Annotated in this window: 24 protein-coding genes and 2 tRNA genes; 13 read left to right on the forward strand and 13 right to left on the reverse strand. The window is 52.2% G+C overall.

Annotated elements, in window-relative coordinates:
- Positions 1 to 21 precede the first annotated feature (21 nt).
- The gene (locus GZZ87_RS09550; protein WP_162026854.1) at positions 22 to 1,800 is read right to left on the reverse strand and encodes a chloride channel protein; all 1,779 of its coding nucleotides are present in this window, start codon (positions 1,798 to 1,800) and stop codon (positions 22 to 24) included.
- Positions 1,801 to 1,951: 151 nt separating this feature from the next.
- On the opposite strand from GZZ87_RS09550, the gene GZZ87_RS09555 reads away from it, so the two are divergent.
- From GZZ87_RS09555 to GZZ87_RS09580, 6 genes are all read left to right on the forward strand, one after another.
- Positions 1,952 to 2,036, forward strand: a tRNA-Tyr gene (locus tag GZZ87_RS09555).
- Positions 2,037 to 2,437: 401 nt separating this feature from the next.
- Positions 2,438 to 3,832, forward strand: coding sequence for an ammonium transporter (locus GZZ87_RS09560; protein ID WP_162026853.1), 1,395 nt, complete (start codon positions 2,438 to 2,440; stop codon positions 3,830 to 3,832).
- Between the two features lie 45 nt (positions 3,833 to 3,877).
- Complete coding sequence (locus tag GZZ87_RS09565; protein WP_162026852.1) at positions 3,878 to 4,216, forward strand: P-II family nitrogen regulator; 339 nt, start codon at positions 3,878 to 3,880, stop codon at positions 4,214 to 4,216.
- Between the two features lie 271 nt (positions 4,217 to 4,487).
- Entirely contained in the window at positions 4,488 to 5,747 is a 1,260-nt protein-coding gene (locus GZZ87_RS09570; protein WP_244648025.1) for an ammonium transporter, read from the forward strand.
- Between the two features lie 198 nt (positions 5,748 to 5,945).
- A complete protein-coding gene (locus GZZ87_RS09575; protein WP_162026850.1) occupies positions 5,946 to 7,283 on the forward strand; it encodes an ammonium transporter in 1,338 nt (445 codons plus the stop codon).
- A 48-nt stretch (positions 7,284 to 7,331) separates the two neighbouring features.
- Positions 7,332 to 7,670, forward strand: coding sequence for a P-II family nitrogen regulator (locus GZZ87_RS09580; RefSeq protein WP_162026849.1), 339 nt, complete (start codon positions 7,332 to 7,334; stop codon positions 7,668 to 7,670).
- Positions 7,671 to 7,987: 317 nt separating this feature from the next.
- Here the strand turns inward: GZZ87_RS09580 and GZZ87_RS09585 are convergent, their stop codons facing one another.
- The 4 genes from GZZ87_RS09585 to GZZ87_RS09600 form a co-directional block, all read right to left on the reverse strand.
- Positions 7,988 to 8,188 (reverse strand): RES family NAD+ phosphorylase, encoded by a 201-nt coding sequence (locus tag GZZ87_RS09585; protein ID WP_162026848.1) that lies wholly within the window; start codon positions 8,186 to 8,188, stop codon positions 7,988 to 7,990.
- A 179-nt stretch (positions 8,189 to 8,367) separates the two neighbouring features.
- Complete coding sequence (locus GZZ87_RS09590) at positions 8,368 to 8,706, reverse strand: FmdB family transcriptional regulator (RefSeq protein ID WP_178092114.1); 339 nt, start codon at positions 8,704 to 8,706, stop codon at positions 8,368 to 8,370.
- A 166-nt stretch (positions 8,707 to 8,872) separates the two neighbouring features.
- Positions 8,873 to 9,046, reverse strand: coding sequence for a hypothetical protein (locus GZZ87_RS09595; protein ID WP_162026847.1), 174 nt, complete (start codon positions 9,044 to 9,046; stop codon positions 8,873 to 8,875).
- A 146-nt stretch (positions 9,047 to 9,192) separates the two neighbouring features.
- Entirely contained in the window at positions 9,193 to 9,789 is a 597-nt protein-coding gene (locus tag GZZ87_RS09600) for a sigma-70 family RNA polymerase sigma factor (RefSeq protein WP_162026846.1), read from the reverse strand.
- Positions 9,790 to 9,936: 147 nt separating this feature from the next.
- Between GZZ87_RS09600 and GZZ87_RS09605 the strand changes: the two genes are divergently transcribed.
- A tRNA-Ser gene (locus GZZ87_RS09605) sits at positions 9,937 to 10,026 on the forward strand.
- Positions 10,027 to 10,237: 211 nt separating this feature from the next.
- Here the strand turns inward: GZZ87_RS09605 and GZZ87_RS09610 are convergent.
- Together GZZ87_RS09610 and GZZ87_RS09615 are read right to left on the reverse strand one after the other, a co-directional pair.
- Positions 10,238 to 10,567, reverse strand: a complete 330-nt coding sequence (locus GZZ87_RS09610) for a biotin/lipoyl-containing protein (protein ID WP_162026845.1) — start codon at positions 10,565 to 10,567, stop codon at positions 10,238 to 10,240.
- 57 nt (positions 10,568 to 10,624) lie between these two features.
- Complete coding sequence (locus tag GZZ87_RS09615) at positions 10,625 to 12,169, reverse strand: acyl-CoA carboxylase subunit beta (RefSeq protein WP_162026844.1); 1,545 nt, start codon at positions 12,167 to 12,169, stop codon at positions 10,625 to 10,627.
- A 222-nt stretch (positions 12,170 to 12,391) separates the two neighbouring features.
- Between GZZ87_RS09615 and GZZ87_RS09620 the strand changes: the two genes are divergently transcribed.
- A complete protein-coding gene (locus GZZ87_RS09620; protein WP_162026843.1) occupies positions 12,392 to 13,507 on the forward strand; it encodes an aminopeptidase in 1,116 nt (371 codons plus the stop codon).
- A gap of 59 nt (positions 13,508 to 13,566) precedes the next feature.
- Positions 13,567 to 14,562: an adenosine deaminase family protein gene (locus GZZ87_RS09625; protein WP_162026842.1), complete on the forward strand. Its 996-nt coding sequence runs from the start codon at positions 13,567 to 13,569 to the stop codon at positions 14,560 to 14,562.
- Positions 14,563 to 14,646: 84 nt separating this feature from the next.
- Here GZZ87_RS09625 and GZZ87_RS09630 read toward each other — a convergent pair whose 3' ends face one another.
- From GZZ87_RS09630 to polA, 4 genes are all read right to left on the reverse strand, one after another.
- Entirely contained in the window at positions 14,647 to 16,071 is a 1,425-nt protein-coding gene (locus GZZ87_RS09630; RefSeq protein WP_162026841.1) for a PepSY-associated TM helix domain-containing protein, read from the reverse strand.
- A 29-nt stretch (positions 16,072 to 16,100) separates the two neighbouring features.
- A complete protein-coding gene (locus tag GZZ87_RS09635) occupies positions 16,101 to 18,152 on the reverse strand; it encodes a TonB-dependent receptor (protein WP_162026840.1) in 2,052 nt (683 codons plus the stop codon).
- A gap of 147 nt (positions 18,153 to 18,299) precedes the next feature.
- A complete protein-coding gene (locus tag GZZ87_RS09640) occupies positions 18,300 to 18,701 on the reverse strand; it encodes a hypothetical protein (RefSeq protein ID WP_162026839.1) in 402 nt (133 codons plus the stop codon).
- A 153-nt stretch (positions 18,702 to 18,854) separates the two neighbouring features.
- Positions 18,855 to 21,668, reverse strand: coding sequence for a DNA polymerase I (gene polA / locus GZZ87_RS09645; protein ID WP_162026838.1), 2,814 nt, complete (start codon positions 21,666 to 21,668; stop codon positions 18,855 to 18,857).
- 148 nt (positions 21,669 to 21,816) lie between these two features.
- Between polA and GZZ87_RS09650 the strand changes: the two genes are divergently transcribed.
- The 4 genes from GZZ87_RS09650 (at position 21,817) to GZZ87_RS09665 (ending at position 23,129) form a co-directional block, all read left to right on the forward strand.
- Complete coding sequence (locus tag GZZ87_RS09650; RefSeq protein ID WP_162026837.1) at positions 21,817 to 22,167, forward strand: type II toxin-antitoxin system RelE/ParE family toxin; 351 nt, start codon at positions 21,817 to 21,819, stop codon at positions 22,165 to 22,167.
- Entirely contained in the window at positions 22,160 to 22,486 is a 327-nt protein-coding gene (locus GZZ87_RS09655; protein ID WP_162026836.1) for a helix-turn-helix domain-containing protein, read from the forward strand. The genes GZZ87_RS09650 and GZZ87_RS09655 overlap by 8 nt, the downstream gene beginning before the upstream one ends.
- A 97-nt stretch (positions 22,487 to 22,583) precedes the next feature.
- Positions 22,584 to 22,841 (forward strand): type II toxin-antitoxin system Phd/YefM family antitoxin, encoded by a 258-nt coding sequence (locus GZZ87_RS09660; protein WP_162026835.1) that lies wholly within the window; start codon positions 22,584 to 22,586, stop codon positions 22,839 to 22,841.
- A gap of 57 nt (positions 22,842 to 22,898) precedes the next feature.
- A complete protein-coding gene (locus GZZ87_RS09665; RefSeq protein ID WP_244648021.1) occupies positions 22,899 to 23,129 on the forward strand; it encodes a type II toxin-antitoxin system RelE/ParE family toxin in 231 nt (76 codons plus the stop codon).
- Positions 23,130 to 23,135: 6 nt separating this feature from the next.
- Here the strand turns inward: GZZ87_RS09665 and GZZ87_RS09670 are convergent, their stop codons facing one another.
- Together GZZ87_RS09670 and GZZ87_RS09675 are read right to left on the reverse strand one after the other, a co-directional pair.
- On the reverse strand, positions 23,136 to 24,029 hold the full coding sequence (locus GZZ87_RS09670; RefSeq protein ID WP_162026834.1) for a PfkB family carbohydrate kinase: 894 nt from the start codon (positions 24,027 to 24,029) through the stop codon (positions 23,136 to 23,138).
- Between the two features lie 90 nt (positions 24,030 to 24,119).
- Complete coding sequence (locus GZZ87_RS09675; RefSeq protein ID WP_162026833.1) at positions 24,120 to 25,922, reverse strand: assimilatory sulfite reductase (NADPH) flavoprotein subunit; 1,803 nt, start codon at positions 25,920 to 25,922, stop codon at positions 24,120 to 24,122.
- Positions 25,923 to 25,954: the final 32 nt, after the last annotated feature.

Genomic DNA, 25,954 nt, shown 5'->3' on the forward strand with positions numbered 1-25,954 from the left:
AAGGGGAACGGTCTGCCTGATCTAGGGGTCTAAGGTATCTTCAATCGCGTTTTGCTGGCGGGCGATGTCGTGCAGGGTGACGATCCCTAGTAGCTTCGTTGGGTCCTTGCGGCTGACGATCGGTGCCTGTAGCACATCCTTAATGACTAATGTATTGGCTGCATCGCGGATGGAGTTGTCTGGATAGATTTCGATGATCTTGTGTCCCTCAATCCATTCACTTATTAGCTGATCGTTGCCTTCGGCGACAATCTCTTCGAGTTCGTGGTGAGTGATCACTCCGAGTAGTGCTTGCGAGTTTAGATCCGTGACAACCGGATAGCCGTGGTGTTTGTGTCCATATTCTGCGATGCGCTCTAAGTTTTGCTGTGCGTTTAAACTGCCGATCACTGTGCGCGAATCGTGCGTCATGATCGTGCTGACGGGTAAATTGCGCCAGTCCTGTTCACCACGGTAGGCTGGCAGCTTCTTCAGGCTAATGCCGTCTTGTAGTAGTAGGGCATCGTAGATGGGTATCGGGCTGAGCTTCGATGAAATTAAATGTGCGAGGAAATTGCCAATCATCAGCGGCAAAATCAACGAGTAGTTGGCCGTCATTTCAAAAATGATGATGACAGAGGTCATTGGGCATCGAATCACCGCGGCGAAGAACGCGCCCGTGCCCAACAGTGCAGCACCCGCTGCCACGGTGGAATCGTAGCCAAAGTTCATGAGCAGCACTCCAAAGAGCCCACCTAGCATACTGCCGATAAAGATGACCGGAGCAAAAATACCACCACTACTGCCAGATGCGTAGCAGACTGTCGTGGCGACCAGCTTTCCAACGAGCAGTAGTAGGATGACGGTCCAAGCCAGCTCGCCATTGAGTGCTGAGTTTAGATCTGTGTAGCCTATGCTGAACACGCCCAGATGCCCGCCGCTGAAGTGATAGACGGTGACACCCATCATGCCGACACTGAGCCCGCCGATGGCAGGTTTGAGCCAGTTGGGGATGGATTGCCATTGCTTGAAGTGGCCGCGCAATTTGAGGAGTGACTGTGTAAATAGGTGTCCAAGGAGTCCTGCTGTCGGTCCCATTACTAAGCAAACGAGCATCCACCAGGACGTGTGGAAGAAGGTGGTGTCAGCTTGAAGGGCTGCGTGCTCGCCGAGTAATGTGCGCTCTACCACGGCCGCGACGACGACTGCGATCAAAATACCGCCGAGCGCCTTACTGCTGAAATTATCGAGAAGCTCTTCAAATACAAAAGTAATGGCCGCGATTGGCGCATTGAACGCCGCCGAGATCCCTGCGCCCATGCCCACTGGGATCATTGCTTGCACGCGTAATTTGCCCAACCCGAACAGGCGCCCCAGCTTCGAGGACACCGCGCTGCAAATATGCACTGTCGGGCCTTCGCGGCCGAGGCTATTACCGAATGCCACCGAAATTGTGCCGATAATGAAGCGCCAAAATGCTTCCGAAGTCTTGATGACGCCGAAATTTTGATAATAGGCCGCTTTGGTTTGTGGGATACCCGAGCCGCTGGCGGTCGGGGAAACGTAGCGGATCATTAGGCCGACAATTAACCCCGCAAACGCAGGAGAGAGGATCATGGCAGGAATTGCCCATACGCCTAAACTCTCAAAGAATCCGAATAATGCCTCGAAAATACCAGTGATTGCTAAGTGGAAACTGACGCCTACTAACCCGCAAAGCACTCCAGCGCACATGCATAGCATTAGGAAGCGCTGGGAGTCGTTGAAGCGACCTCGCATCCAATTTGGCAGATTATTAAGGCTGAAGCGTTCCTTTGGCATGTCTGGATCCGTGAGAAAAAGAAAAGCTGTCGAGGCGTTTCCCGACAGCGCTATCTTGTATTACAAAACTCTATTATGAATGCACGGAATAAATTTTTTTAAAAAATGCTTGGCAAAGTAAAAGTTATACCTAGCTTCCCGATCTTCCCTTGGTGAGATATGCAAGTGGCTAAAGCACGCAGACTGTAAATCTGTTCTCTTTGAGTTCGCTGGTTCGAATCCGGCTCTCACCACCACTTTTTAAAACCCGCTCGAAAGAGCGGGTTTTTTTGTGCCTGATCCTGAGGTTCGGCCGTCTGCTGAACATTTATTGTGTCTAGTGGTTCGTGTGAGCCTTGAAGGTGCTTGTTTTGTCCAATTGTTGGGGTGTAACCTTTATTTTATTAGGGTAGTTGAAATTTTGTCCAGACCTGCTTGAGGGTTCGTAAGTTGCTCTATGCTAGTTCTTTGGTGTTGTAGTGGAGCGGGTCCTGGTGCGGATTACTTGTTATTTAATTTGTTTATGCGAAATTGGCACGCTCTATGCTGAATGTAGGCAAGATCGCATTTCTGCGTTCTGAGTCAGCTCCAATTTTTCGGGTAAGGGCTCATTTAATTCCTACAATACAAAAAAACAACAACCAGACTAAATATAATCATGAAGATTAAGAAAAACCTTCTCGCTTTGCTACTCGGTAGCTCGGCGTTTTTGCTAGCCGGGACACTCGGTGCGCAGGAACTCCCTGTTAATGAGGCAGCTGAAGTTGTTGAAGCAGTTGCTGATGCAATTCCATTTGAAGACGGTTATGCCGCATTTATGGAATCGCCCGGAGCTGCATTCTTTACAATCAGTAACTTGTGGCTCCTGATCTCGGCAGCCTTGGTGTTTATCATGCACCTCGGATTCGCTTCGGTTGAGTCTGGCCTGGGGCAATCCAAGAACACAGTGAACATTCTCTTTAAGAATGTTTTCATCATTTCTATGGGTTTGATCACATATGCGCTTTGGGGCTTCAATGCGATGTATCCTGGTGATGCATGGACAATTGGAGGATTCTTTGCAATGGGTTCTTGGTTCGATGTGGATCCTTCTGTTGCGCTGATGACTGCTGAGTATGCAGATTACACATGGTATACTGACTTTATCTTCCAGGGCATGTTTGCTGCGACTGCTGCAACCATCGTATCTGGTGCAGTTGCTGAGCGCGTGAAGCTTTCTTCGTTCATGGTTTTCGCAACATTGCTTGTGACATTTGCTTACCCTGTTACTGGTTCGTGGCAGTGGGGTGGCGGCTGGCTTGCAGAGCGTGGTTTCTACGACTTCGCTGGTTCTTCGCTCGTTCACGCTTTCGGTGGCTTTGCTGCTCTCGCCTGTGTGCTTGTTCTCGGCCCTCGTGCTGGTAAGTATGTGAACGGTCAAATCCGTCCGATCCTTGGTCACAGCATGCCGCTTGCGACGATCGGTGTTTTCCTTCTGTTCCTCGGTTGGTTCGGTTTCAACGGTGGTTCTGTTCTCAATGCCGATCCATACTTGGTATCTCTTGTATTCGTAACAACTGCTCTAGCTGCGGCTGCGGGTGGTCTCGGTGCAATCTTCACTTCTTGGATCTTCTTGAAGAAGCCTGACCTTTCGATGGCACTCAATGGTATCCTTGCTGGCCTCGTTGGCATCACTGCCGGTGCTGACTCTATCATGCCATTCTGGGCAATCGTTACTGGCTTGATTGCTGGTATCCTAGTGGTCTTCTCCATCATCTTCTTCGATAAGATCAAGATCGACGATCCTGTCGGTGCGATCTCCGTTCACGGTGTGTGCGGTATCTTCGGCACATTGGCAGTGGCGCTCTTTAGCGACGCGGCTGGCTTCGGTATCCAGTTGATCGGCACTCTGTCGGTCGGTGCTTTTGCCTTCATCTTCTCGTTCGCAGTCTTTGGTCTGCTCAAGGTTGTCATGGGTGTCCGCGTATCTCCTGAAGAAGAGTCCGAAGGTCTCGACATCGGTGAGCACGGTCAAGAAGCCTATCCTGACTTTAGTGGTGCACGGTCTCACTAATTAAGCCTAGCCAATTAACAAAAACATCACATAAATTAAATTACTATGAAATTGGTCAAAGCAATCATCAAGCCCTTCAAGCTAGAAGAGGTCAAAGAAGCACTCGCAGATATCGGCATCGAAGGTATGACCGTAACTGAGGTAAAAGGATTCGGTCGCCAGAAAGGTCACACTGAAATCTACCGCGGTAGTGAATATACAGTCGACTTCCTTCCGAAGGTTATGGTCGAGATCGTCGTCGACGATGCAGACACTGATAAGTCAGTGGAAGCTATCGTGGCAGCTGCTAAAACTGGCAAGATCGGAGACGGTAAAGTCTTCGTGATCCCAGTCGAAAGCGCGATCCGTATCCGCACCGACGAGTCGGGCCCTGAGGCTCTCTAGTCTTAGTTAGGCGATTCTTACATTTCACCGGCCATCCCTTTTGGGGTGGCCGGTTTTTTGTCTTATTATCATTCACAAAGGAAGGGGCAGGAAGGCACGATGTTGTTGCCCCTGTCAGAATGGCGTCTCGAGCGCCCCTTCGTATTACAAAAATTACTCTTATTCCTAAATGAAAAATATCACTCGTTTTATTGTTTTGTTAGCGTTCATGTTCGCGCCAAGCTTTCTAATGGCAGAAGCAGCTGAGTCAGTGGAGGTTGAGCTTGTCGTTATGGCTGAACCGCTAATCGAGGCTGCAGCTTCAATCGACAGCGGCGACACGGCATGGATGATTGTCGCGACTGCACTCGTGTTGTTTATGACTTTGCCGGGCTTGGCGTTGTTCTACGGCGGCCTTGTTCGTTCGAAGAATGTGCTATCGATCTTAGTGCAGTGCTTTGCGATGGCTGGCGTGATGACGTTACTGTGGATTATCTATGGTTACAGTCTCGCATTCAGTGATGGCGGTGCATGGCAGACTTACCTTGGTGGTTTTGATTATTTGTTCCTGAAGCACATGACGGTGGACTCTGTCAGTGGCACGATTCCGGAGTCGGTCTTTGTCACTTTCCAGATGACCTTTGCGATCATTACACCTGCGTTGATCGTAGGTGCGTTTGCAGAGCGTATTAAATTCAGTGCTGTGTTACTCTTTAGTATTCTTTGGTTTACGTTTTCTTACCTGCCGATCTGTCACATGGCATGGGGCGGGGAAGGTGCACTATTTCACCATTGGGGTGTAATGGATTTTGCGGGTGGCACGGTGGTGCATATTAATGCCGGTGTCGCTGGTTTGGTGACTTGTATTATGCTGGGCAAGCGCCGTGGATATCCTGGGCCGCAAATGCGTCCGCATAACTTACCTTTTACCGTGATGGGAGCTGGCATGCTATGGGTCGGCTGGTTTGGTTTCAATGCTGGTAGTGAGTTGGCTGCCGATGGCACTGCCGGTATGGCAATGTTGGTGACTCAAGTTTCAACTGCTGCGGGTGCGACAGTTTGGATGCTGATTGAAATGGTAAAGCATGGTAAGGCCTCGGCGCTCGGTGTTGCCACTGGCGCGGTTGCTGGTTTGGTTGCGATCACGCCAGCTTGTGGTGTTACCGGACCACTCGGTGCGATCTTGCTAGGTGCGGTTTCGGCAGTGACCTGCTTTATTATGGCGACTAAGCTGAAGCAGAAGTTCGGCTTTGATGATAGTCTTGATGTCTTCTGTGTGCACGGTGTCGGTGGTATCGTTGGTGCGGTGTTGACTGGTCTAACAGCTGCTGAGTTCATGGGCGGTGTCGGACTCGACGGTGTCTCTGTTGGTTCGCAGATGTGGGCGCAGACTTTGAGTGTCTTTGTGACTCTGGCCTGGAGCGGTGTGGTCTCTGTGGTTGCTTTCTTTGTTGTCGACAAGCTAGTCGGCGGTGCGCGTGTGTCTGATGAGTCTGAGACGACTGGTTTGGACCTCTCTGAACATGACGAGCAAGCCTACGAAATACTCTAATACGGCGCGCTCGTTTTAAAATTGAGCGACCTAAAAGCCGACTTCCCGTGAGGGGAGTCGGCTTTTTTATTAGTTATAGTGCAGATTAGATCTTTAATTTTAAGATTAGATCTAGTAATGCTACGCTTTTGTAGGATAAGGCCCCAATTTCGTGTGACGTCATGTCACAGTTCCATTTTTTACCCAAACCATACATATATGAAAAAAATACTATATTTGATTACGGCCCTGATGCTCGTTGGCATTTCGGGCATGCTCAATGCGCAGGAGCCCACGATCGCACTTGAAGAAGTGGCGGTTGAGTCCATCGAAGTTGCGAGTCTTGCGAGTGCAAGTGCTGGAAATACGGCGTGGATGCTGACTGCGACAGTGCTGGTTTTGTTTATGACACTACCGGGCCTGGCGCTGTTCTACGGCGGACTCGTGCGTGCGCAAAACGTCTTGTCAGTGTTGATGCATTGCTTCGCGATCGCGTGTTTGGCGTCAGTGTTATGGGTGTTAGTGCTCTATAGTATCGCATTCTCGGATGGTTGCGGCTGGGCTGGTGGCCTTTCTAAGCTGGGTCTTCAGGGCATCGGCCTAGATAGCCTCACTGGGGATATTCCTGAGACAGTCTTTGTTATGTTTCAGATGACGTTTGCGATCATTACTCCTGGTTTGATCGTAGGTGCATTTGTAGAGCGTATGAAGTTTAGCGCTATTTTACTATTTACTGGTCTTTGGCTGGTGTTGGTCTACGCGCCGGTGACACACTGGGTGTGGGCTGAAGGCGGTTGGCTCTTCGAGCGCAATACGATCGACCTCGCGGGAGGGATCGTGGTGCACGCGACTGCAGGTATTTCTGCATTGCTGTTGGCTTACTTTGTTGGGCCTCGCGATGGCTTTCCGAAGAGGTTACATGTGCCGCATAGCCCTGGCATGGTGATGATCGGTGCGTCGATGCTATGGGTTGGTTGGTTTGGCTTCAATGCCGGTAGTCAACTCGCAGCGAATGAGTCTGCTGGTATGACAATGCTGGTGACGCATATCTCAGCGGCTGTCGCGAGTTTGACATGGATGACGATCGAATGGAAAAAGACGGGTAAGCCTGGTCTGGTCGGTATTGTGACTGGTATGGTCGCAGGTCTTGCCACGATTACACCTGCGTCTGGTCAAGTCGGTCCGCTCGGTGCGATCATACTCGGTTTTCTTGCTGGGGTGGTTTGTTACTTCATGTGTGGTATCGTTAAAGAGAAGCTTAAGATTGACGACACGCTTGACGTGTTTGCGGTGCACGGCGTCGGAGGCATCATGGGCACAGTGCTCGTTGCCATTTTTGGAACTGCGACCTTTGGAGGGTTCGGCACGTTTAATATGGGCGAGCAATTAATGACACAACTGATTGCACTTGCTGTAGTGATTGGCTGGTCAGCCATCGCGACCGTCATTATCGTATTTGTTTGTAAAAAGACTACGGGGCTACGTGTGGATGAAGAAGTTGAGTTCACTGGCCTCGACCAAGCAGAGCATGGCGAGACTGCGTATCACTTCGAATAGTCAATCAGTTGACACCCATTACTTTTTAACCAATATCCATAAATTAATATGAAACTCATCAAAGCAATTATCAAACCCTTCAAGCTTGAAGACGTGAAGGAAGCTCTCTCTGAAGTCGGTATCGATGGTATGACAGTTTCCGAAGTTAAAGGTTTCGGCCGTCAAAAAGGCCATACCGAGATTTACCGTGGCAGTGAATACACGGTTGATTTCTTGCCGAAGACGATGATCGAAGCCGTGGTCGGCGACGATATCGCAGACAAGGCTGTGCAAGCGATCGTGGATTCTGCCAAGACTGGCAAGATTGGCGATGGTAAGGTTTTCGTCATCCCAGTGGAAAGCGCTGTGCGCATTCGCACGGATGAAGAGGGAGCAGAAGCGCTGTAGGCGATTCTACCAATTCAACTTTAAAACGGTCACCCTTTCAAGGGTGGCCGTTTTTTTGTTGCTTAGATTGTGGACGAAGCGCGTTCCTTATCTTAATCCTTAAAAGAGTCGTTAGGAGCTGAATGTCAGTGTTTTATGAAGAATCTTCGATTCGCCAAATGGCTTCGCCCTTCGGTTGCACCCAAGGGCATAATAAAGTGTCGCTGCGCTCGGTAGGCGGCAGCTAAAACGTTCGTAAGGGTTTCATCACCAAGGACTAACTGGCTGCGCCATCTGCGGCAGGCCTCCGTCTGACTCCTGACTTCTAACTCCTGAATCTAGGTTAAACGCTGATCGATTCGAAACGGCTGTGGTGCGCTGATGGTGTAGTTCTTAAATTCCGGATGGTGCGGATTGATTAAGAAATTATTTTCGATCGGCACGATGCTGCTCGGGACTTGTAGCACGGGAGAGTCAGCGGTTTTGAGCCAGTGATCGCCGAACTCACGCGTTTGACGTAATCCCAAAGCGAAGTGCATCGCATCTGTTGAATGGGGCGGGCGCGCCAGATAGAAACGGCTTCGCCGATCCTCTACACTAAGAGGAGCCGGGCTTGTTTATGTTGCAGTCATAGGAGTGTGGGCGGCCCGCCCACGTTGAGCTGATGTTGATCCAAACGAGGGCGCGTCGCCCTCGCTCCTTCGTTTTGTTGCCCGCCTTAAAGGATGCCTTTTTGCTGCATCTTTCGCAGCTGGTTGGCGTCGACGACGTCAGGGGCGCGTTTGTCTTTACCGGCGGTCTTGTTGTAGCGGCCAGTGACTTTGTCTTTCTCGTAGCGAGTGAAGCCGTGCTTTTCGACGTTCTCGTCGCTTAATTTCTTCTTGGTGCTTCCTTCGGTGTATTTACTTGAAACATTCGGGGCGTGAAAGACCTTACGCACCGGGTTACCTGTTTTGGGGTGTGTTTTGAGCGCGTCTTCGGACATACTTTGAATGTATTCAAAGGCTTCGCCGTCGCTGCCGTCGGGAAGGATTTCTTGATAAACGTAAGTGGGCATTGAGGAGTGAAAGTGAGAAGTGAAAGTGAGAAGTGAAAGTGATTTGAGTGCGCCTCGCAATACTGCTCTTTGTTGATTCGGGCTAGTCAGTTTGGCGGGGGCATGTCTTTGGCGCTAGTCCGCGTGGTCAGGTCTGGCACATCATGGATACTAGTAGTTTCGCGAGTTAGGGTGGAGAGGAGTTGCCGCCGTCGGTGTCAGAGTCGATGGCGTGTAGTTTGCTCTGCTCGGCTAGCATTGCCTTTAGTTGGGCTTTTTTATCTTCGTCCAATTTCGGACGGGAAGGCTCCAGCGTATGCTCACGATCTTTATAACAGCGGCACATTTCGTGAGATTCCATGACTTGGCGATTGAACTTTCCGCAGAAGAGGCAGCATTTGACGTGAAACTTGACCCACAATTTCCTGAGAGGAGAAAGTTTATCGTAATCTTCTTTCGATAATATTTTGGAGATTTGTTTGCAGGTTAACATTTGAACGGTGCGCTTTATTTTACGTCTTTGCCTGTCCACTTAGCTTCGAGGGCTACTTTAAGTTGTAAGCGCGCTCGGTGCAACAGCACCCACAAATAATTCGGTGAAATATTCATCACTCGGCAGACCTTATCTGTGGTTTGGTCTTCTAATATACGGAGAATAAATGCGTCGCGCTCGGGGTTCTTCACTTCACGAATGCATGTATCAAATACTTCCCAGAACTCGGTGTTGTCGTAGTGTTTGCGAGGACTGAATTGCCATGGGGCAGGGTTGGCGGTGGCGGTGCCGCTATATTTAAACCAGAAGCTTTCGAGTAGCGCCTCGTCTTCAGTGTCGATGTTGACCCGCTTTTCTTTTACGGACTTTCGAATTTCATCGACGATTTTATGGCTCATGATCCCGCGTAACCAGAACTTGATATCTCGACTGCCATCAAATTGATCCAGGGCTTTGATGCCTGCCATAAAGGTGTCTTGCACGCAGTCCGCCGCGATTTCGGGATCATGTAGCCGAGACATCGCGTAGCCATATAAATAATCTCCATAGCGATCCACCCACGTTTCTGGCGGCGCAATTTTGACTTTCGGGGGGGCAGATCCGGGGGGCATCAAAGAGAGACCATGCAATAATAAAATATCGGAGTCAACCTTAGTTAATTTGGTGGGTAATGTCGCGTGATTCTGCTCATTTCAACAGAATTGCAGTCAAAGCTTGCCATGCGGCTCAGATCAATTTTTCTTCCACCTCTTTGGTAAGGAGAAGTGGCAGAGTGGCCGAATGTGACTGACTCGAAATCAGTTGTCGTGGAAACGCGACCGGGGGTTCGAATCCCTCCTTCTCCGCCATTTAAGGCGCAGCCGCAAAAGGGCGGTTAGAAGGATGAGATGCGAACCATAGGGTTCGACGGAGCGCAGCGGAGATGGGGCACCAAAGGTGATCTCGTAGAGATTTTGCGCAGCAAAACCAATCCCTCCTTCTCCGCTCCCACAAAAAAAGACCGCTAACCCACGATTCATCGGGCTGAGCGGTCTTTGTGTTGAATCAGAGGCGTTCAGTCTACAACGCGGGGTCGATCTCGACGAGCAATTGCTTGTTTTTAACCAACTTACCTTCTTCGGCCTGGATAGAAATGATGGTGCCATCAAATGGCATCAGGATGCAATTCTCCATCTTCATCGCCTCGAGCGTGAGCAGTGGGTCGCCTTTCTTGAGTTTTTGGCCTTCTTTGGCAATAATCTGAAGCACTGTGCCTGGGATGGCCGCGAGTAGGTGATTGGGATTGGGTGGACGCCATGCGCGGCTCGCTTTCCACTTTTCAGTGATAATCGTGTCGTAAACACCTTCGATGGTGCGCAGTTTGCCGTATTCGTCAGGTTTATCGATCATATGAACGGGAGAGAAATGGATTACTGTTTAATTGCGGATTGAAGTCTGGTGTGACGTTTAAAACGGTGGCACGCCGTGCTTCTTCTCTGGCCAATACACCTGCTTGTCGCGTGAGACCTCAAGTGCATGGATCAAGCGGTCGCGCGTTTCCGTGGGTTCAATGACTTCATCGACATAGCCCTTAGAAGCCGCGACATAGGGATTCGCAAATTTTTCGCGATATTCAGCGATTTTTTCCGCACGCATCGCTTCTGGGTCGGCTGCTTCTTCAATTTCGCGACGGAACACAATGTTAGCGGCGCCTTCTGGCCCCATGACTGCGATTTCTGCCGTTGGCCATGCGAAGACGAAGTCGGCACGCATGTGGCGTGAATTCATCGCGATGTAACCACCACCATACGCCTTGCGGATGATGACGGTAATCTTTGGCACAGAGGCTTCGGAGAATGCGTAAAGCACCTTGGCCCCATGGCGAATGACGCCCATATGCTCTTGGTCAATGCCGGGTAAGTAGCCTGGCATATCTTCGAACACAAGGAGTGGAATGCCGAAGCTATCACAGTAGCGAATGAAACGGGCTGCTTTGTCGGAGCTGTCACAATCGAGCACCCCTGCGAGCACTTTGGGTTGATTCGCTACGATTCCTACGGTTTCACCTTTCATGCGACCAAAGCCGATTACGATGTTAGGTGCAAAGTGTTCCATGACTTCGAAGAAATCGGAGCTGTCGACGACCGCACTGATGACATCGCGGATGTCATAAGGCAGCTTCGGGTTGCTGGGCACGATCTCTTCAATGTCCTTCGAGCGCTTGGGCTCGTGCGGTGCGATATTGGGCGATCCCTTCTGGTTGTTACGAGGAAGCAGAGAGACTAGTTTCTTTATCTGTTCAAAGCATTCTAGCTCGTTATTCGCATAGAAGTGGGCATTCCCTGTGGTTTGTGCGTGCACTTTTGCTCCGCCAATCTCTTCCATCGTGTAATCTTCGCCCAACACGGTTTTGATCACGCTTGGCCCAGTGATGAACATCTTGGAGATGTTTTCGACCACGAATACGAAATCAGTAAGCGCTGGCGAATACACCGCACCGCCGGCGCAAGGCCCGAGGATCACGGATATTTGCGGGATGACGCCGGATGCCATGGTATTGCGGTAGAAGATCTCTCCATAACCAGCTAGAGAGTTTACGCCTTCTTGGATACGTGCACCGCCAGAGTCATTGATCCCAATGATCGGCACGCGGATCTTAAGCGCGTGATCCATGATTTTACAAATCTTACGCGAGTGCATCAAGCCGAGCGATCCCCCAGCAACAGTAAAGTCTTGTGCGTAGATACAAACGGGCGCTCCGTCGATCGTTCCAGTTCCAATAATCACGCCGTCCCCTTGGAGCTTCTTCTTCTCCATGTCGAAATCGCGTGCCACGTGCTCCACAAACATGTCGTATTCACGAAAGGAATCGTCGTCGAGAATCGCAACAATACGCTCCCGAGCGGAGAGTTTACCCATGGCCTTCTGTTTTGCTTGGGCTTTGGTGCCACCTCCTTTTTCGGCGGCCTTCTTACGATTGCGCAGATCTAGTATAAATTTCTTGAATGACATAACCTTTTAATAGCAGCGTTGCTAATGTCTTCAACTGTTAAATTGTATGTTAAGCAATAAAACTACCTAAAGGTCGATAAAGTGGAGCGTCACCTCCGATTTTATCGATTTGGGGTCTAGTCGAAGGTTCGAATCACGAATTCTTCGGGGGGATGTGTAATTCATCGTGAAATGTGACCCGTGGTGGTTGACCTTCGGTCGGAAATAGTGCGGATTTTTCGCATGGAACCGAATTATTCAAAATTGGCTAAAGTGTTGACCGGATTCTCGACGAATTTGCAAAAAGGCGAGCGCGTCTTGATCGATGCATTTGATATCCCGCAGGCGATGGTAGTCGCGTTGGTGCGCGCGGCGCGTGAACTCGGAGCAATTCCGTTTGTGAATCTGCAGAATGCGCGTATCAGCCGCGAACTGGTGAATGAAATCGACCCAGAGCAGTTTGAAACGCAGGCGGTCTGGGAGTTGGCACGAATGCAGAAGATGGATGCCTATATCGCTGTGCGCGGTTCGGATAATATTTTTGAGATGTCGGATGTCGATCCCGCGAAGGTCTCTCGCGTCATGAAGGCGATGAAGGCGACGCTCGACTACCGTGTGAACAAGACAAAGTGGGTGATCCTCCGTTGGCCGACACCTGCAATGGCGCAACAGGCGATGATGAGCTCGGAAAGCTTTGAGGATTTCTTCTTCCGCGTGTGCACGCAGGATTACTCACGCATGGTGGAGGGAATGCAGGCGCTAGAGACACTCATGGCCAATACCGACCAAGTGCATCTGAAGGGGCCGGATACAGATCTGCGCTTTTCAATTAAAGGGATTGGTGCTGTCGCTTGTGGTGGTCGCCATAATATTCCTGATGGCGAGGTGTTCTCATGCCCAGTGAAGGATTCCGTCGAAGGTGAGATTACTTACAATGCGCCGACGATTTATCAGGGTGTATCCTTTGATCGGATACATTTGAAATTTGAAAAGGGTAAGATCGTGCATGCAGACGGTTCGAATACGGAGCGCTTGAATCAGATCCTCGATTCGGATGCGGGTGCACGTTATATTGGCGAGTTTGCGATTGGCTTCAATCCGCACATTCTAGAGCCGATGCGTGACATTCTCTTTGATGAGAAAATCGCGGGCTCGTTCCACTTTACACCAGGTCAGGCCTACGAAGAGGCGGACAATGGTAATCGCTCGCAAGTGCACTGGGATATGGTGCAGATCCAACGCCCAGAGTATGGCGGTGGTGAGATTTGGTTTGATGGCGAGTTGATTCGTAAGGACGGCTTGTTCATTCGAGACGACCTCAAAAAGCTCAACCCAGAGTATCTGCTGGCTGAGAGTTGAGCGTTTACACCCTCTCCAGCGGATCTCCTCATTCCTAATTCTAAATTCCTAATTATCCAGTGCATCCTCCAATTACTCCTAAAACTGCTGGTTTCATTCACCGTCTGCCAAAGACAGAGACGCATCTACACATTGAAGGTGCGTTGCCGTATCAGCTATTACAGACTTTAGACCCTGAGCAATTCAAAGAGCCACAAGCTTGCTGGGCACAGGATTTTAAGTGGAAGTGTTTTGAGGATTTTGAGCACCATCTGATCGAGCATGCGATGCAGTGGTTTACCACGCCGGAGCGTTATCACGAGGCGGCGAAGGTCATCTTCGAAGGCCAACTTGCGCGGAATGTGCGCTATGTCGAGACGTCGTTTCACGCCGGGATGATTCAATTCATTGATATTCCTGGGCCAGAAATTCTGGCAGCGATTCGTAGTGCCGCGCCTGCGGGGATGGAAGTTCGGGTCTTCATGGGAATGGCGCGTAATTCGTATAATGATGTGCTGGCTCCCGTATTAGAGGAGTGCGTGCATTGGGATGGCCTTGCGGGCATTGACCTGCATGGCGTTGAGTATTTGCCGTTAGAAGATTGGACGCCGAAATTATGGGCGAAGGCTCAGGACGCAGGCTTGGAGATTAAAGCACATGCTGGTGAGTTTGGGCCAGCGGCGAATGTGCGTGAAGCGATTGAAGTGCTAGGCGTGCGTCGTATCCAGCATGGCGTGCGTGCGATCGAAGATCCCTCAGTGGTGGATCTGGCGATCGAGACAGGCACGACCTTTGACGTATGTCCGATTAGTAATGTGAAGCTCAACGTGGTGAAAGGGCTCGAGGAGCATCCGATCCGTCAGTTGGTCGATCGTGGCTTGCGTTGCACCATTAGCACGGATGATCCATTCTCATTTGGCAACAATGTCGAAGACGAATATGCGGCACTGAGTGCGGGCTTACAGTTTAGCCATGCCGAACTCGCGCAGCTCGCGAAGAACGGATTTGAGGTCGCGTTGGTCGATGATGCTACGCGTGCAAAGTGGATCGCAGAGGTGGATGCAGTTGCAGAGTGAGTGATACAGACATCGCTGTCTGTCATTCATGTGTAAGAACAGACAGGACGTAGGTCTGCCGGAGATGGCGTAGCAATGTCTGTGTCACTTCTTACGTTTACGCAACCATAGTGAGACGCCGAGCGCACTGGTCAGTAGTATCAGCACACATACAATGACGGTGAGCCAGTCGCGCACTTCCTTGCTGATCGGATCGACGAAATGAAACTTGTGTAGATTGATGAAGATCAAGGCTTCCGCGATGTCGCTTGGTTTGGTGCGCTTACTTAAGTGTGCGTAAGGCGTATCGACGGCGATACTCAGGTAGGGACTGTTTGTGAGTTTCACGACCTGCACGGGTAATCGCTTATAGATGAAGCCGTATTGGTTGGTGAAGCTTGTAGTGAGTTTGGTCTGTGTGGCTTTAGCGGCAGGGCTTTCGCTGAAATGGATCGCGAGTTCAGACGCATAGCGTGCATCGCCGTCTTCAAGGATGGTGCCGTCATCGCAGTTAGCATAAATCGACCGGTCGGGTGTTTCGCGGCTCATCAAGCTGAGGCGGTAATAGGCTTTGCCGTCAATACGCGCTAGCGCGACATCATGCACGGGTTGTTTGATCTGTGCGATACTGTCAGTCAGGGAGTGCTGGAACTCGGTGGTTTCAACGACTGGGTGATGCGCTTCCATGAAGCCCCAATCGAAGGTGTATTTCTTGAGCACGTGCGTGAGTCCAGACAGCGCAGTCATGATATAAAAAAGCGCAGTAACGATGCCGATCAGTCTATGGAAATACCGATCCTTACGCATCTTTCGTTTTGAGCCATTGCGAAAGGTGGACGGTAGAAACGCCCAGATATATACGCCGCTGGCGCCAACCCAAAGTGCGAGGGCGATGAAGATACAGACGAGTGTGACGCGTAGCGGACTGGATTCGTTGCCGAGGAAATACCAGGTGTGCAGATGTGCGAAGAGTGCTTTCTGTATGCGTGTGGTGGCGTTGGAGTAGGTGGCTAGCTTACCTGTAACTGGGTCGACGTAGACTTCGAATGAGTTGTCGGTATCGAAGCGCACGCGGTAGGCGGGTAGCAGTCGGTTGATGAAGCGGTAGCTGGTGCGGAACTCGGTGATGCGTTCGATCTCTGTTATCTGTTCGGCGCTGTAACCCGTGTAGCCGAGTGCGAGTTGTTGCACGAGTGCGTCTTCTGCCTCGGGTGCGGCCTCGCCGGTGCGTATCGAGTAGTAGTCATTCGTGCCGTCGCTGTGGACGATCTGATAATACCACTGCCCGTCGATTTGCTTCATGTGCAGGTTGTCGACGCGGTCGATGGCGTGCCGCTTGAGCACGTCCTCGATGTCGACTTTTAATACCGCAGCAGGGATCGGTTGCGGGCGTAAGAAGCGATGGGCGATTTCCGGTTTGGACCAGTTGGCCATGAACGGGTGCAGGATGCCGCTGAGCGCCCATAGGATGACTGGTAGCGCTAGGATGCGTGCGAACCAGCGGTGTGATTTGTAGAAAGCTGTTTTCATTATATGTATTTATAAAATGGATACAACTATTAGAACTGCATGCGCACTCCCATATAGGCGCTGATGCCGTTGCCGGGGCTGTAGGCGCTGGACGCGTTAAACGGATTAATGGTCACAGTGTTGATGGTGCGCTCGTCAAATAGGTTGTCCACGCCGCCGTAAAGTGAGAGCTGCTCGTTGATTTTGTAGTCGCCCGAAAGGTTAACGAGAGTGAAGGGTTCGGTGCTTTCGAGATCGTTAGTGTTATTCACTTCTAGGCCGCTGGCGAGGCGCTCGACGGTCAGGGCGATACGCCATAGGCCTGTTGGCTCTTCGATGCGTAGGCGGGTGGTGATGACGTGCTCAGCAATGCCTGGGATTTGATTGTCATTATATTCGCCACCATCGAAGGAGAAGTCGTTCCATTGATAGCTAGCATCAAGGAATAGATTCACAGGTGCTGTCTCGGAGAGATCCGGCCAGAGGTTGACAGTCCATGCGGTTTCGATGCCTTGGCGTAGCGTGTCATGGTTCTCGGCGATATAGCCACCACCGCTTGATTCAGCGTCGATGAAGTCGTCCTCGATCTTAGAGTAGTAGAAGGTGAGTTCGCCGCTGTAGCGTGGGCGATTGACACGGGTGCCGATTTCGTAGGTGTGTGCGGTTTGCGCATCGAGTGCTCCGGAAGACTCTCCAAAGGTCGGTGCCTCGAAGGACTGGCTGTAGTTGGCAAAGGCTGTCCACTCGTTGGTGAGTGAGTAGATGACCGCGAAGCGCGGTGTGTAACCGTCGTAGCTCTCATCGAACTTGCTGATGGTGCTGCCAGGGTCGTTTTGCTGCCCGCTGTTGAGGTGCCGATCGCGCTGTGCGTGTTGCCAGCCGATACCATAGATCAGTGAGAGCGCGTCGGTTAAGTGGCTCTCGTTTTCAAGGTAGAGTTGGAAGTTTTCAGCACCGTCGGTGTAGTCGTTGTCGAGTGAGCGTGGGGGGCCGAAGCCGTAAACGCTTCGATAGCCGCCGATGTCATTGTCGCCCCAGCTGTAGAGTAGGGAGCTGCGTAGGGTTTGGTCGATGTTAGCGACGTTGAAGTCTGATGTGCTGCGCCAACCAAGTCCGTATTCCTTGGTGTCGTAGTCGATGAGGTTCGCTGGGCGAGTGCTACGTGTCAGGTGATCGAGGTCAAGGATCTGGTAGTAGTTGAAGAGCTCGAGTTGTGTGTGATCCAAATCGAGTGCTGTCTTCTGAGACAAGCGGAAGGTGGAGAGATCGCGGTCTTCCGCGCCCGTGTTCTTTGACTCCTTCGGATCGTGAATGGCGTCGTATTTACTAAGTCCGGATGCGAGGTCGGCATCGGAGTCGCTATACAAAATATAAGCGCGGGTGATTGCGGTGTCGCTCCAGCGGTGGCCGTAATTGGCAGTGGTGTTGAAATCGCGCCAGCTTTGGTGGCTGCGGTAGCCGTCGGACTCGTTCCAACTGGCGCTGACGTAGGCGTCACTTTGGCCTTCTTGGATGCCATAGCCGACGTAGCTGCGTGTCGTCTCGAAGCTGCCGTATTCGAATTGTGCTTCGCCGCCGGGGTTCGAGATACCGGTTTTTTGCACGAAATTAATGACGCCGCCAATTTGGTTGCCACCATATGCGAGGCCGTTGCCGCCGCGGAAGACTTGCACGTAGCTGGTGTTCATCGGGCTATAGGCACGGGTGTAGAATGAGCCGTCGATACTGTTGGCAGGCACGCCGTCGATGAGCAAGCTGAGCCCGCGGTTGCCGTAACGCCGCGTCGCGCCACTGCCGCGCACGGAGAGTCTGGCGTCTTGAATGACTGATCCGGCTTGCGCATAGACGCCTGGGTCGAATCGGAATATGTCGGCCGTGGTGTTCACGCCGCCGATGAATTCGGAGTCGAGATCGATGACAGACGTGCCGCCGGCGGTGTCTTGCGCGAGAGCCTCGGCGTCGAGTGCGGTTGCATCGAGCAGTGGTGCGTTGGTTTCTTCGACCGTAAGGGTCGGTAGTTCTTGGACGTCGTTGGTCGATGTGGCAGTTGCTGAAAGTGTTGCACAGAGGAGTGCAAAGGTAAGGGTGTGTCGTTTAGTCATTCGGTAGAAAAGTATGTGAGCCATCGCCGATGGGCGTGGTCGGGTGCGCGCGTGCCTTGGATATGAACAGGCTCAATGCCGTGTTACGATGCGGGTGCGCTTTGGATGTGGGACAGGCAGGAATGCCTGAATCACGATGGAGTTGGTTTAGACGTGTGCGGCTTTGGGAGGCGGCGGGTCTAGTTTAGCTCGTTGGCAACCGATGAGTTTCGACTCGGTGCGTTGCCATTTACTTTCCTGTGGTGCGTTGTGTAACGCTAAATTGTGAGTGATTCCTGTGGGAGTCAGCAATGTCAGCTTAAGTGAACTGGCAAACTGAACGGACTGCTTTTTGAGCGAAGTCTGCTTTTGCACGAAGTCGCACATTCCGCAGATTTCTTGTCCTTCTAGAATCAACTCGAAGGCCTCGTTTGCTGGCATGTAGCGAGACAGTTGATTCGTCATCTGCGTCCATGCCGTCAATTGAATACACAGCAGGAATAGGCCGCATTGGCCTAGCATCCATAGTAGTAGCGCGATGCGCACTGTTCGCTGTGTCGTCGTGTTCAAGAGTGGAGAGGTTTATCAGAAGCGCTGAGCAGTCAAGTGAATCTGCTGAGTTGCATGCATGCCTGCACTCAAAGGGCCTGACACGCGATAGCCACATGTCTAATATACTATCAGTTTGATTTGCAGATTAATATGATATCTCGCGAGTTGCGATTAGTGCGCTTCCAGCCAGTTGTCGCCTAGGCCGATGTCGATCTCGATCGGGCATTTCAAATCGAGGGCGTTTTTCATGCCTTCGGTGATCAATGAACGCACCGCGGTCTCTTCGCTTGGATCGAGGTCGAAGATCAATTCATCGTGCACTTGAAGGAGCATGCGGGTGTTGAGCTTCTGTTTGGTCAATGCGTTCTGCACGTTGACCATCGCGATTTTGATCATGTCCGCGGCGGTGCCTTGAATCGGAGTGTTGATCGCATTGCGCTCGGCGGCCGCGCGGATGGTGCCGTTTCTGGAATTGATGTCCTTTAAGCTGCGACGGCGTCCGGTGATGGTTTCGACGTAGCCTTTCTCTTTGGCGCTTTCCTGAATGCGCGTCATGTAGCCGGGAATGCCTGGGAATTGCTCGAAATAGTTATTGATGATTGCTTGAGCTTCGGTGCGTGAGACGGTGCCGAGGCGTTGCGCTAGACCAAACGCGGAAATGCCGTAAGGGATGCCGAAGTTGACCATCTTCGCGGTGCTGCGTTGTTCGCGGGTGACGGCGTCGAGTTCGACGTCAAAAATCTTGGCTGCGGTGGCGGCGTGAATGTCGCGGCCTTCGCGGAAGGCGGTGAGCAGGCCTTCGTCTTCGGTGAGTGCGGCGAGGATGCGTAACTCAATTTGCGAGTAGTCGGCCGACATCAGCTTCCAACCGGGGCGCGCGATGAAGGCCTTGCGGATTTCACGACCTTGGGCGCTGCGCACGGGAATGTTTTGCAAATTCGGGTCGTTGGACGAGAGACGGCCAGTTGCTGTTTGCACTTGTCCGTAGTTCGTGTGCACGCGGCCAGATTTGGCATCGATGGAATTCGGCAATGCGTCGATATAGGTGCTCTTGAGCTTGGTGAGCTGGCGGTATTCGAGAATATTGGCGACAATCGGATGCTTCGGCGCGAGCGAGGAGAGCACTTGCTCATTGGTCGCGTATTGGCCGGTTTTGGTTTTCTTCGGCTTTTCAACGAGCTTGAGGTCGTCGAATAAGACTTCGCCCAGTTGCTTAGGCGAATTGAGGTTGAACTCTCGACCTGCGGCGGTGCTGATGGACTCGTGCAGTTCGGCGATGTGGCCTTCCAGCGATTTGCCCGTTTCGGCGAGTGTTGCTTTGTCCATCAAGATGCCTTCGCGCTCCATTGCGACCAGCACCGGGAGCAGGGGCGTTTCGATTTCGTAAAAGACTTTGGCTTGGCCGCTCTCTTCGAGTTTGGCTTTAAACAATTCCCAGAGTTGTAGGGTGACATCTGCATCTTCGATTGCGTAGTCGGCGAGGGCTTGTGGATCGACGCCGGAGTAGTCGATCGGCGCGCCTTTCTTGGCGTCTGGGACGAGTTCGTTAAAACGAATCGTGGTGTATTTCAGGAAGTCTTCCGAGAGCGTATCTAGGTTGTGACGCTGCTCGGGGTCGATCAATGCGTGCGCCAGCATGGTGTCGTAGCATTGACCTGCGACGGCGATGCCTTGTTCGGCGAGGATCGAGAGGTCGAACTTTAGATTGTGACCGATCTTATTGAGCGATGCATCTGCGAAGACTGGGCGCAGTGCCTCAAAGGCATCAGCACTGAATACTGAAATCGGCACAAACCAACCGCTGTGCGGCTTCGTGCTAAAAGAGATGCCGACAAGGTCGACGCTACGCGGGTTCAGTCCAGTGGTTTCTGTGTCGAAGGCGAAGCTACCAGCGGCACGCAGTTCGGCGACGAGCTCGGCGAGTGTCGTGGCGGAGTCGGCGATGCGGTAGTCGGTCTTGGTGTCGGCGAAGGTTTTGAGTGCGATGTCGGTTAAGAAATCGAGTTGACCTGATTCAGGTGCGGAGGCTCCACTGGTTTTGGTGGCTTTTGTCTTTTCGTCGTCTTCGCTCATCAGGACGAGGTCGGACGCCGCTTCTTGGAATTTGAAATCGTTGCCGAAGATACGTTTGCCGAGGGTGCGGAATTCGAACTCGGCGAAGAGTGGCACGAGTTTGTCTTTGCTCGGTGCGTCGAGACGGAGACTGTCCCACTCGGCATCGATCGGCACATCGAGTTGAATGGTGGCTAAAGTTTTCGAGAGACGGGCTTGTTCGGCGTTATCGCGCACGCGCTCTTGCTGCTTGCCCTTGAGCTTGTCGACGTTGTCGATGATGTTGTCGACATTGTCGTAGGCTTTCAGGAGTTTAGCGGCGGTCTTCGGGCCGATGCCAGGAATGCCGGGGATGTTGTCGGACACGTCGCCGCAGAGGCCGAGCATGTCGATGACTTGATCGACGCGTTCGATGTCCCATTTCGCGAGGATCTCATCTATGCCAAGGATTTCAGCGCCGTCACCTTGGCGTGAAGGGCGATACATTTTGATCTTCTCAGTAACGAGTTGGCCAAAGTCCTTATCGGGCGTGACCATATAGACTTCGTCAAACCCGTCGGCCTCGGCGCGGTGGGCGAGGGTGCCGATGATGTCGTCGGCCTCGTAGCCATCCATTTTGAGCACGGGAATGCCGAACGCTTCGGCGACGCGACTAAGGTGCGGCATGGCGGCGGCGAGGTCTTCTGGCATCGCCTCGCGCTGTGCCTTGTATTCGGGGTGCAGAATGTGGCGAGCCGTGGGCGCAGAGGTGTCAAAGACGACGGCGAGGTGACTTGGTTGCTTTTTGGTGACCAGCTCAATCAGTGTGCCGGTGAACCCAAAGATCGCCGAAGAATTGAAGCCTTTGGAGGTATAAATCGGGCTGCGGATCAGGGCAAAGTGTGCGCGGTAGGCGAGGGCCATACCATCGAGAAGATAGAGCGTCTTAGACATGGGAGAAAACGTCCAACATTGAACGCCGAACGTCGAACCTTGAATCAGGTTTTTTTAGAAGGTTGGCGATGACCTGGATTCGAGTTTGTCGGCTTGTGAAAATAATATTTGCCATCGCTATAAGTGTAACCCATTGTAGCACGTATTGATGGAGGTCACATTTTATGAAACCACTTCGTTTACTGAAGGTGTCAGCAAACTCAGGGCACAGGCTCAATGCCTGGAACTCAAAGAGGAACTCACTCGGAATCCCGAAAAAGGCAATCTACTGCGGGGGACAGGTGGCTTCCGTAAAATAAGAATGCGTTTGCAGGGGCGGGGTAAAAGTGGTGGTGCCAGAGTGATTTACTATTATCTCAGTGACGATGGGGTGGTTTATCTCGTCTCGCTGTATGCGAAAAATGTGCAGGAAGCATTGACCGCTAAACAAACCAAGCAATTGAAGGAATTAAGCACCGTGATTAAGGCTAAATTACAGGAGACAAAAGACCATGAATGATACAGATTTTAACCAACTCGTTGGAGACGTGAACGAGGTAATTGCGCACCTCGAAGGCAAACAGACGCTGCGCAAGACCGTGATTACTGTGCCGGACGAACCGCCAGCCTATACGGCAGCTGATGTCCGCAAATTGCGTGAATCCTTGCAACTGAGTCAGGGCCTTTTTGCCAAGATTTTAAACGTCAGTGTCAATACTGTGCGTAAATGGGAGCAGGATGAACGTCACCCGTCCGGATCGTCTGCGCGCCTACTTCAGATCGCCCAACTGCACCCTGAATACTTATTGAATGACTTGAAGGGCCGGAGTGTTGCCTAGCAGGTCTTGCATCGCGGGGTTGGCGATCTAGCTGCGAGCCCTTCACGATTCGGAATATTAAGTTGTCAGTTATTAAAGTATCACTATAGTGTCACTTATGAAAACGGAATTGGTCACAACTTTAAAAAGGCAAGCGACTCGTATTATCGAAGACCTCAGGACGGAAAGAGATCCAATTTTGATCACTGAGCATGGCAAACCTGCGGCGTATCTAGTCGATGTTGAAACGTTTGAAGCTAAAGAAAAAAGAATGAAGCTGCTAGAGGGACTTGCTCGTGGCGAAAAAGCGTTTTCAGAGGGCAGGGTTCTGAGTCATTCAGAAGCAAAACAGAAAATGTCGCGATGGCTGAAGTAATTTGGACTGAAACCGCATTACAATCTTTAGACGAAATTGCTGATTACATTGCGCTCGATGAGTATCGACGCGGCATGTCGCTTCGTTCGAAAAGTTTTTGATAAGGTCGATTTACTGCAAGAGAATCCAGACATTGGAACGGCTCCAAGAGAGCTGAATGGCACTCCTTATCGAAGATTAGTCATCAAGCCAGTTTATGTTTACTACAGGGTTGAAGGTCAGAGTGTTGTGATCGTTTTTGTGGATCGTAACGAGCGAGAGTTTTCGATTTCTCGGTTTGCGAGATAGATGAATCTACTGGCTCAGTGCCTCGACGGCTTGGCGTGTTGGCAGAGCGCTGCGCGCTCCGGCTTTGAGGCAGGTGAGGGCGCCAGTGGCGCTGGCGCGGCGCATGTTTTGCTTGGGCGATAATCCTTCGGCTAGGCCGAGGGCGAACGCGCCGTGAAAGGCGTCTCCAGCTCCGGTGGTATCGACGGGCTCAATATCAAAGGCGGGCGTGTGGTGTTGGCCGTATTCGTCTTGCCAATACACGCCATCGGCACCCCAAGTGCAGGCGATGAAGGGGGCAGTGCCATCGAGTGCGGCGAGCGCGGTGCGCGGATCGTCTTCGCCGCTGTAGTGTTTGGCGAATTTCTCGGAAGTGATCAGGTAGTCGACCTTGTTGAAGAGCAGCATGGTGCCGTCGCTGACGGAGCCGGCGTCGAGCACGGTGGGAATACCGAGTGTGCGTGCTTCTTCGACCAGTGCGAGTGAGAGCAACGGTTGATGGCCGTCGATTAGCAGCACCTTCGCGGGGTGCTTGTGCAAGCTGATGGTATCATCGGCTGCGAGGGCAGAGGGTGCTCGATAATCGATAATGGATCGCTGACCGTTGGGCTTGATGGTGACGGCTGCGACGGGTGTCGGCGTGTCGCCACGATGAAGGACATCGGCGAGGACATTGTCGGTCGCAAATTCACGCAGGTGTGCGTCGCCGAATGCGTCGTTGCCTAAGTAGCCGCTGAAGCGAGCTGTGCCGCCGAGTCGCGCGATGGCGACAGCTGCATTGGCAGCAGGGCCACCGCCACAGGTGTGCATCTGCGTAGCGCGTAGTTTCTCGTCCGCAGACGGATGGTGTGGCGCATTAAAATTAATGTCCACACATGCATAGCCTACGCATAATACGTCGACTGGTGCATGGGTGGACATTGATCAGAAGTTAGGAGTTAGAAGTTAGAAGTTAGAAGTTAGAAGCCTGCTTTGAGACTAACTCCTGAATTCTGTCTTCTAACTTCTTTTCTAATATACGTCGCGCAGGTAGCGCTTGTCGGCTTTGAGTTGTTTGACGTAGTCGGCCGCGGCTTCTTCGCTGAGGCCGCCTTCTTGGGCGATCACATCGTGGAGCGCTTGGTCGACGTCGTGTGCCATGCGAGTGGCATCGCCACAGACACAGAAGGACGCGCCTTCTTCGAGCCATGCGTAGAGCTCCTTCGCGTTTTCACGCATGCGGTCTTGGACGTAAACTTTTTCCTTTTGGTCGCGGGAGAAGGCGACGTCGAGCTTCGTCAACACGCCATCTGCCAAGTAGTCTTGCCACTCGGTCTGATAAAGGAAGTCGGTGAGGTAGTGCTGGTCACCAAAGATGAGCCAGTTCTTGCCTTTGGCATCTGTTTCCTTGCGCTCTTCGATGAAGGCGCGGAAGGGTGCGATACCAGTGCCAGGGCCGACCATGATGAGTGGTGCGTCTGGGTTGGCTGGGACTTTGAAATGTTTGTTCGGTGTGACGAAGATGTCGACCGTGCTACCTTCTTCGATGCGATCTGCGAGGAAAGAGGAGCAGACGCCATTGCGTGAGCGATCGTTGGTTTCGTAGCGAACGACGCCGACAGTGAGGTGCACTTCACCTGGGTGTGCCTTCGGGCTCGATGCGATCGAGTAGAGGCGAGGTGGTAGTTTGCGCATGGTGCCAGCGAGTTGATCGGCTGTGATGCTCTTCGCCGGGAAGTCGACGAGCACGTCGATGATTTCGCGCCCCCAGCTGTAATCCTTGAGTGCTTCTTTGTCTTCGATTAGGGCAGCGAGCTTGGCATCTTGTGCAAACTCGTTGTAGCGCTTGAGCACTGGCAGTGAAATTGCAGTCGCGTCGAGCTTGCGTGTGAGCGCATCGCTGAGTGTGCATTCGCCGTCTTTGAGTGTGACCGTGCTGCTACCGTCGAGCTTGGTTGCTTCGAGGATCGCATCGACGACCTCTTGGGCGTTGTGTGGGATGACTGCCAGCGCGTCGCCAGCTTCATAGGTGAGCCCAGAGCCTTCGAGGTTGAATTCGAGGTGGACGGTTTCCTTGGCAGAGCCTTCGCCGTTGAGCATGACGCGTTCGGTGAGCTCGGATGGGAATGGGTTCTTGCGCGAGTATTTAACAGTCGCGGTGGTTGCCGGAGCTGCTGCTGCTGCGGAAGTCGCTGCTGCGGGTGCCGCCAATGCTTTGAGAGCGCCGAGGGCGCCAGTGCTCCATGCGGCGTAGTCGTCGTCGAAGTCAACGTCGCAGTCTTTGCGGTCGTATACGCGTTGTGCGCCGAGTGCTTCAAGGCGGGCGTCGATATCGATGCCCATCTTGCAGAAATGTTCGTAGCTTGTGTCGCCAAGACCGAGCACGGAGAAGCGTGTGCCTTCGAGCTTCGGTGCTTTATCGCCTAGGAATGCTTCGACGAAATCGACGGCATTTTCAGGAGCATCGCCTTCGCCCCATGTGCTGACGAGCACGAGTAGGTTGTCGGTGCCTTTGAGCTTGGCCGGCTTGATGTCGCCCATGCTCACTGCCTTCGCTTTGAAGCCCAGCTTTGTGGCGGCTTTCACGGTTTGGTCGGCGAGGCTTTCTGCATTTCCAGACTCGGAGCCGAACAATACGGTCAATGTTGGAGCCGCTGCTGGAGCAGCAGGTGCGGCGACTGTGGCACCACCTTGACCAGCGCGCAGGCCGCTGATGTAGCCTTCCATCCAGATCAATTGATCGGGTTGGAGATTCGGTAGGAATCCGTTGAGCCATTGCACCTGATCCGGTGTAAATGGTGCTGTGTTTGGTAGGAAAGCGTTTGAGTTGCTCATGATTGGTAGCGGTTTGAAAGTGTGATGATGAA

Source organism: Lentimonas sp. CC4, assembly GCF_902728235.1.
Taxonomy (GTDB): Bacteria; Verrucomicrobiota; Verrucomicrobiia; order Opitutales; family Coraliomargaritaceae; genus Lentimonas.

Coding starts and splice junctions, on each gene's coding strand:
- polA (WP_162026838.1), bottom strand. CDS start 21,668: ATGTCTAAGACGCTCTATCTTCTCGATGGTATGGCCCTCGCCTACCGC.
- GZZ87_RS09650 (WP_162026837.1), top strand. CDS start 21,817: ATGGAGGTCACATTTTATGAAACCACTTCGTTTACTGAAGGTGTCAGC.
- GZZ87_RS09610 (WP_162026845.1), bottom strand. CDS start 10,567: ATGATCGATAAACCTGACGAATACGGCAAACTGCGCACCATCGAAGGT.
- GZZ87_RS09585 (WP_162026848.1), bottom strand. CDS start 8,188: ATGCACTTCGCTTTGGGATTACGTCAAACGCGTGAGTTCGGCGATCAC.
- GZZ87_RS09615 (WP_162026844.1), bottom strand. CDS start 12,169: ATGTCATTCAAGAAATTTATACTAGATCTGCGCAATCGTAAGAAGGCC.
- GZZ87_RS09620 (WP_162026843.1), top strand. CDS start 12,392: ATGGAACCGAATTATTCAAAATTGGCTAAAGTGTTGACCGGATTCTCG.
- GZZ87_RS09590 (WP_178092114.1), bottom strand. CDS start 8,706: ATGCCCACTTACGTTTATCAAGAAATCCTTCCCGACGGCAGCGACGGC.
- GZZ87_RS09560 (WP_162026853.1), top strand. CDS start 2,438: ATGAAGATTAAGAAAAACCTTCTCGCTTTGCTACTCGGTAGCTCGGCG.
- GZZ87_RS09595 (WP_162026847.1), bottom strand. CDS start 9,046: ATGGAATCTCACGAAATGTGCCGCTGTTATAAAGATCGTGAGCATACG.
- GZZ87_RS09635 (WP_162026840.1), bottom strand. CDS start 18,152: ATGACTAAACGACACACCCTTACCTTTGCACTCCTCTGTGCAACACTT.
- GZZ87_RS09655 (WP_162026836.1), top strand. CDS start 22,160: ATGAATGATACAGATTTTAACCAACTCGTTGGAGACGTGAACGAGGTA.
- GZZ87_RS09550 (WP_162026854.1), bottom strand. CDS start 1,800: ATGCCAAAGGAACGCTTCAGCCTTAATAATCTGCCAAATTGGATGCGA.
- GZZ87_RS09670 (WP_162026834.1), bottom strand. CDS start 24,029: ATGTCCACCCATGCACCAGTCGACGTATTATGCGTAGGCTATGCATGT.
- GZZ87_RS09600 (WP_162026846.1), bottom strand. CDS start 9,789: ATGCCCCCCGGATCTGCCCCCCCGAAAGTCAAAATTGCGCCGCCAGAA.
- GZZ87_RS09565 (WP_162026852.1), top strand. CDS start 3,878: ATGAAATTGGTCAAAGCAATCATCAAGCCCTTCAAGCTAGAAGAGGTC.
- GZZ87_RS09660 (WP_162026835.1), top strand. CDS start 22,584: ATGAAAACGGAATTGGTCACAACTTTAAAAAGGCAAGCGACTCGTATT.
- GZZ87_RS09675 (WP_162026833.1), bottom strand. CDS start 25,922: ATGAGCAACTCAAACGCTTTCCTACCAAACACAGCACCATTTACACCG.
- GZZ87_RS09665 (WP_244648021.1), top strand. CDS start 22,899: ATGAGTATCGACGCGGCATGTCGCTTCGTTCGAAAAGTTTTTGATAAG.
- GZZ87_RS09630 (WP_162026841.1), bottom strand. CDS start 16,071: ATGAAAACAGCTTTCTACAAATCACACCGCTGGTTCGCACGCATCCTA.
- GZZ87_RS09575 (WP_162026850.1), top strand. CDS start 5,946: ATGAAAAAAATACTATATTTGATTACGGCCCTGATGCTCGTTGGCATT.
- GZZ87_RS09580 (WP_162026849.1), top strand. CDS start 7,332: ATGAAACTCATCAAAGCAATTATCAAACCCTTCAAGCTTGAAGACGTG.
- GZZ87_RS09570 (WP_244648025.1), top strand. CDS start 4,488: ATGGCTGAACCGCTAATCGAGGCTGCAGCTTCAATCGACAGCGGCGAC.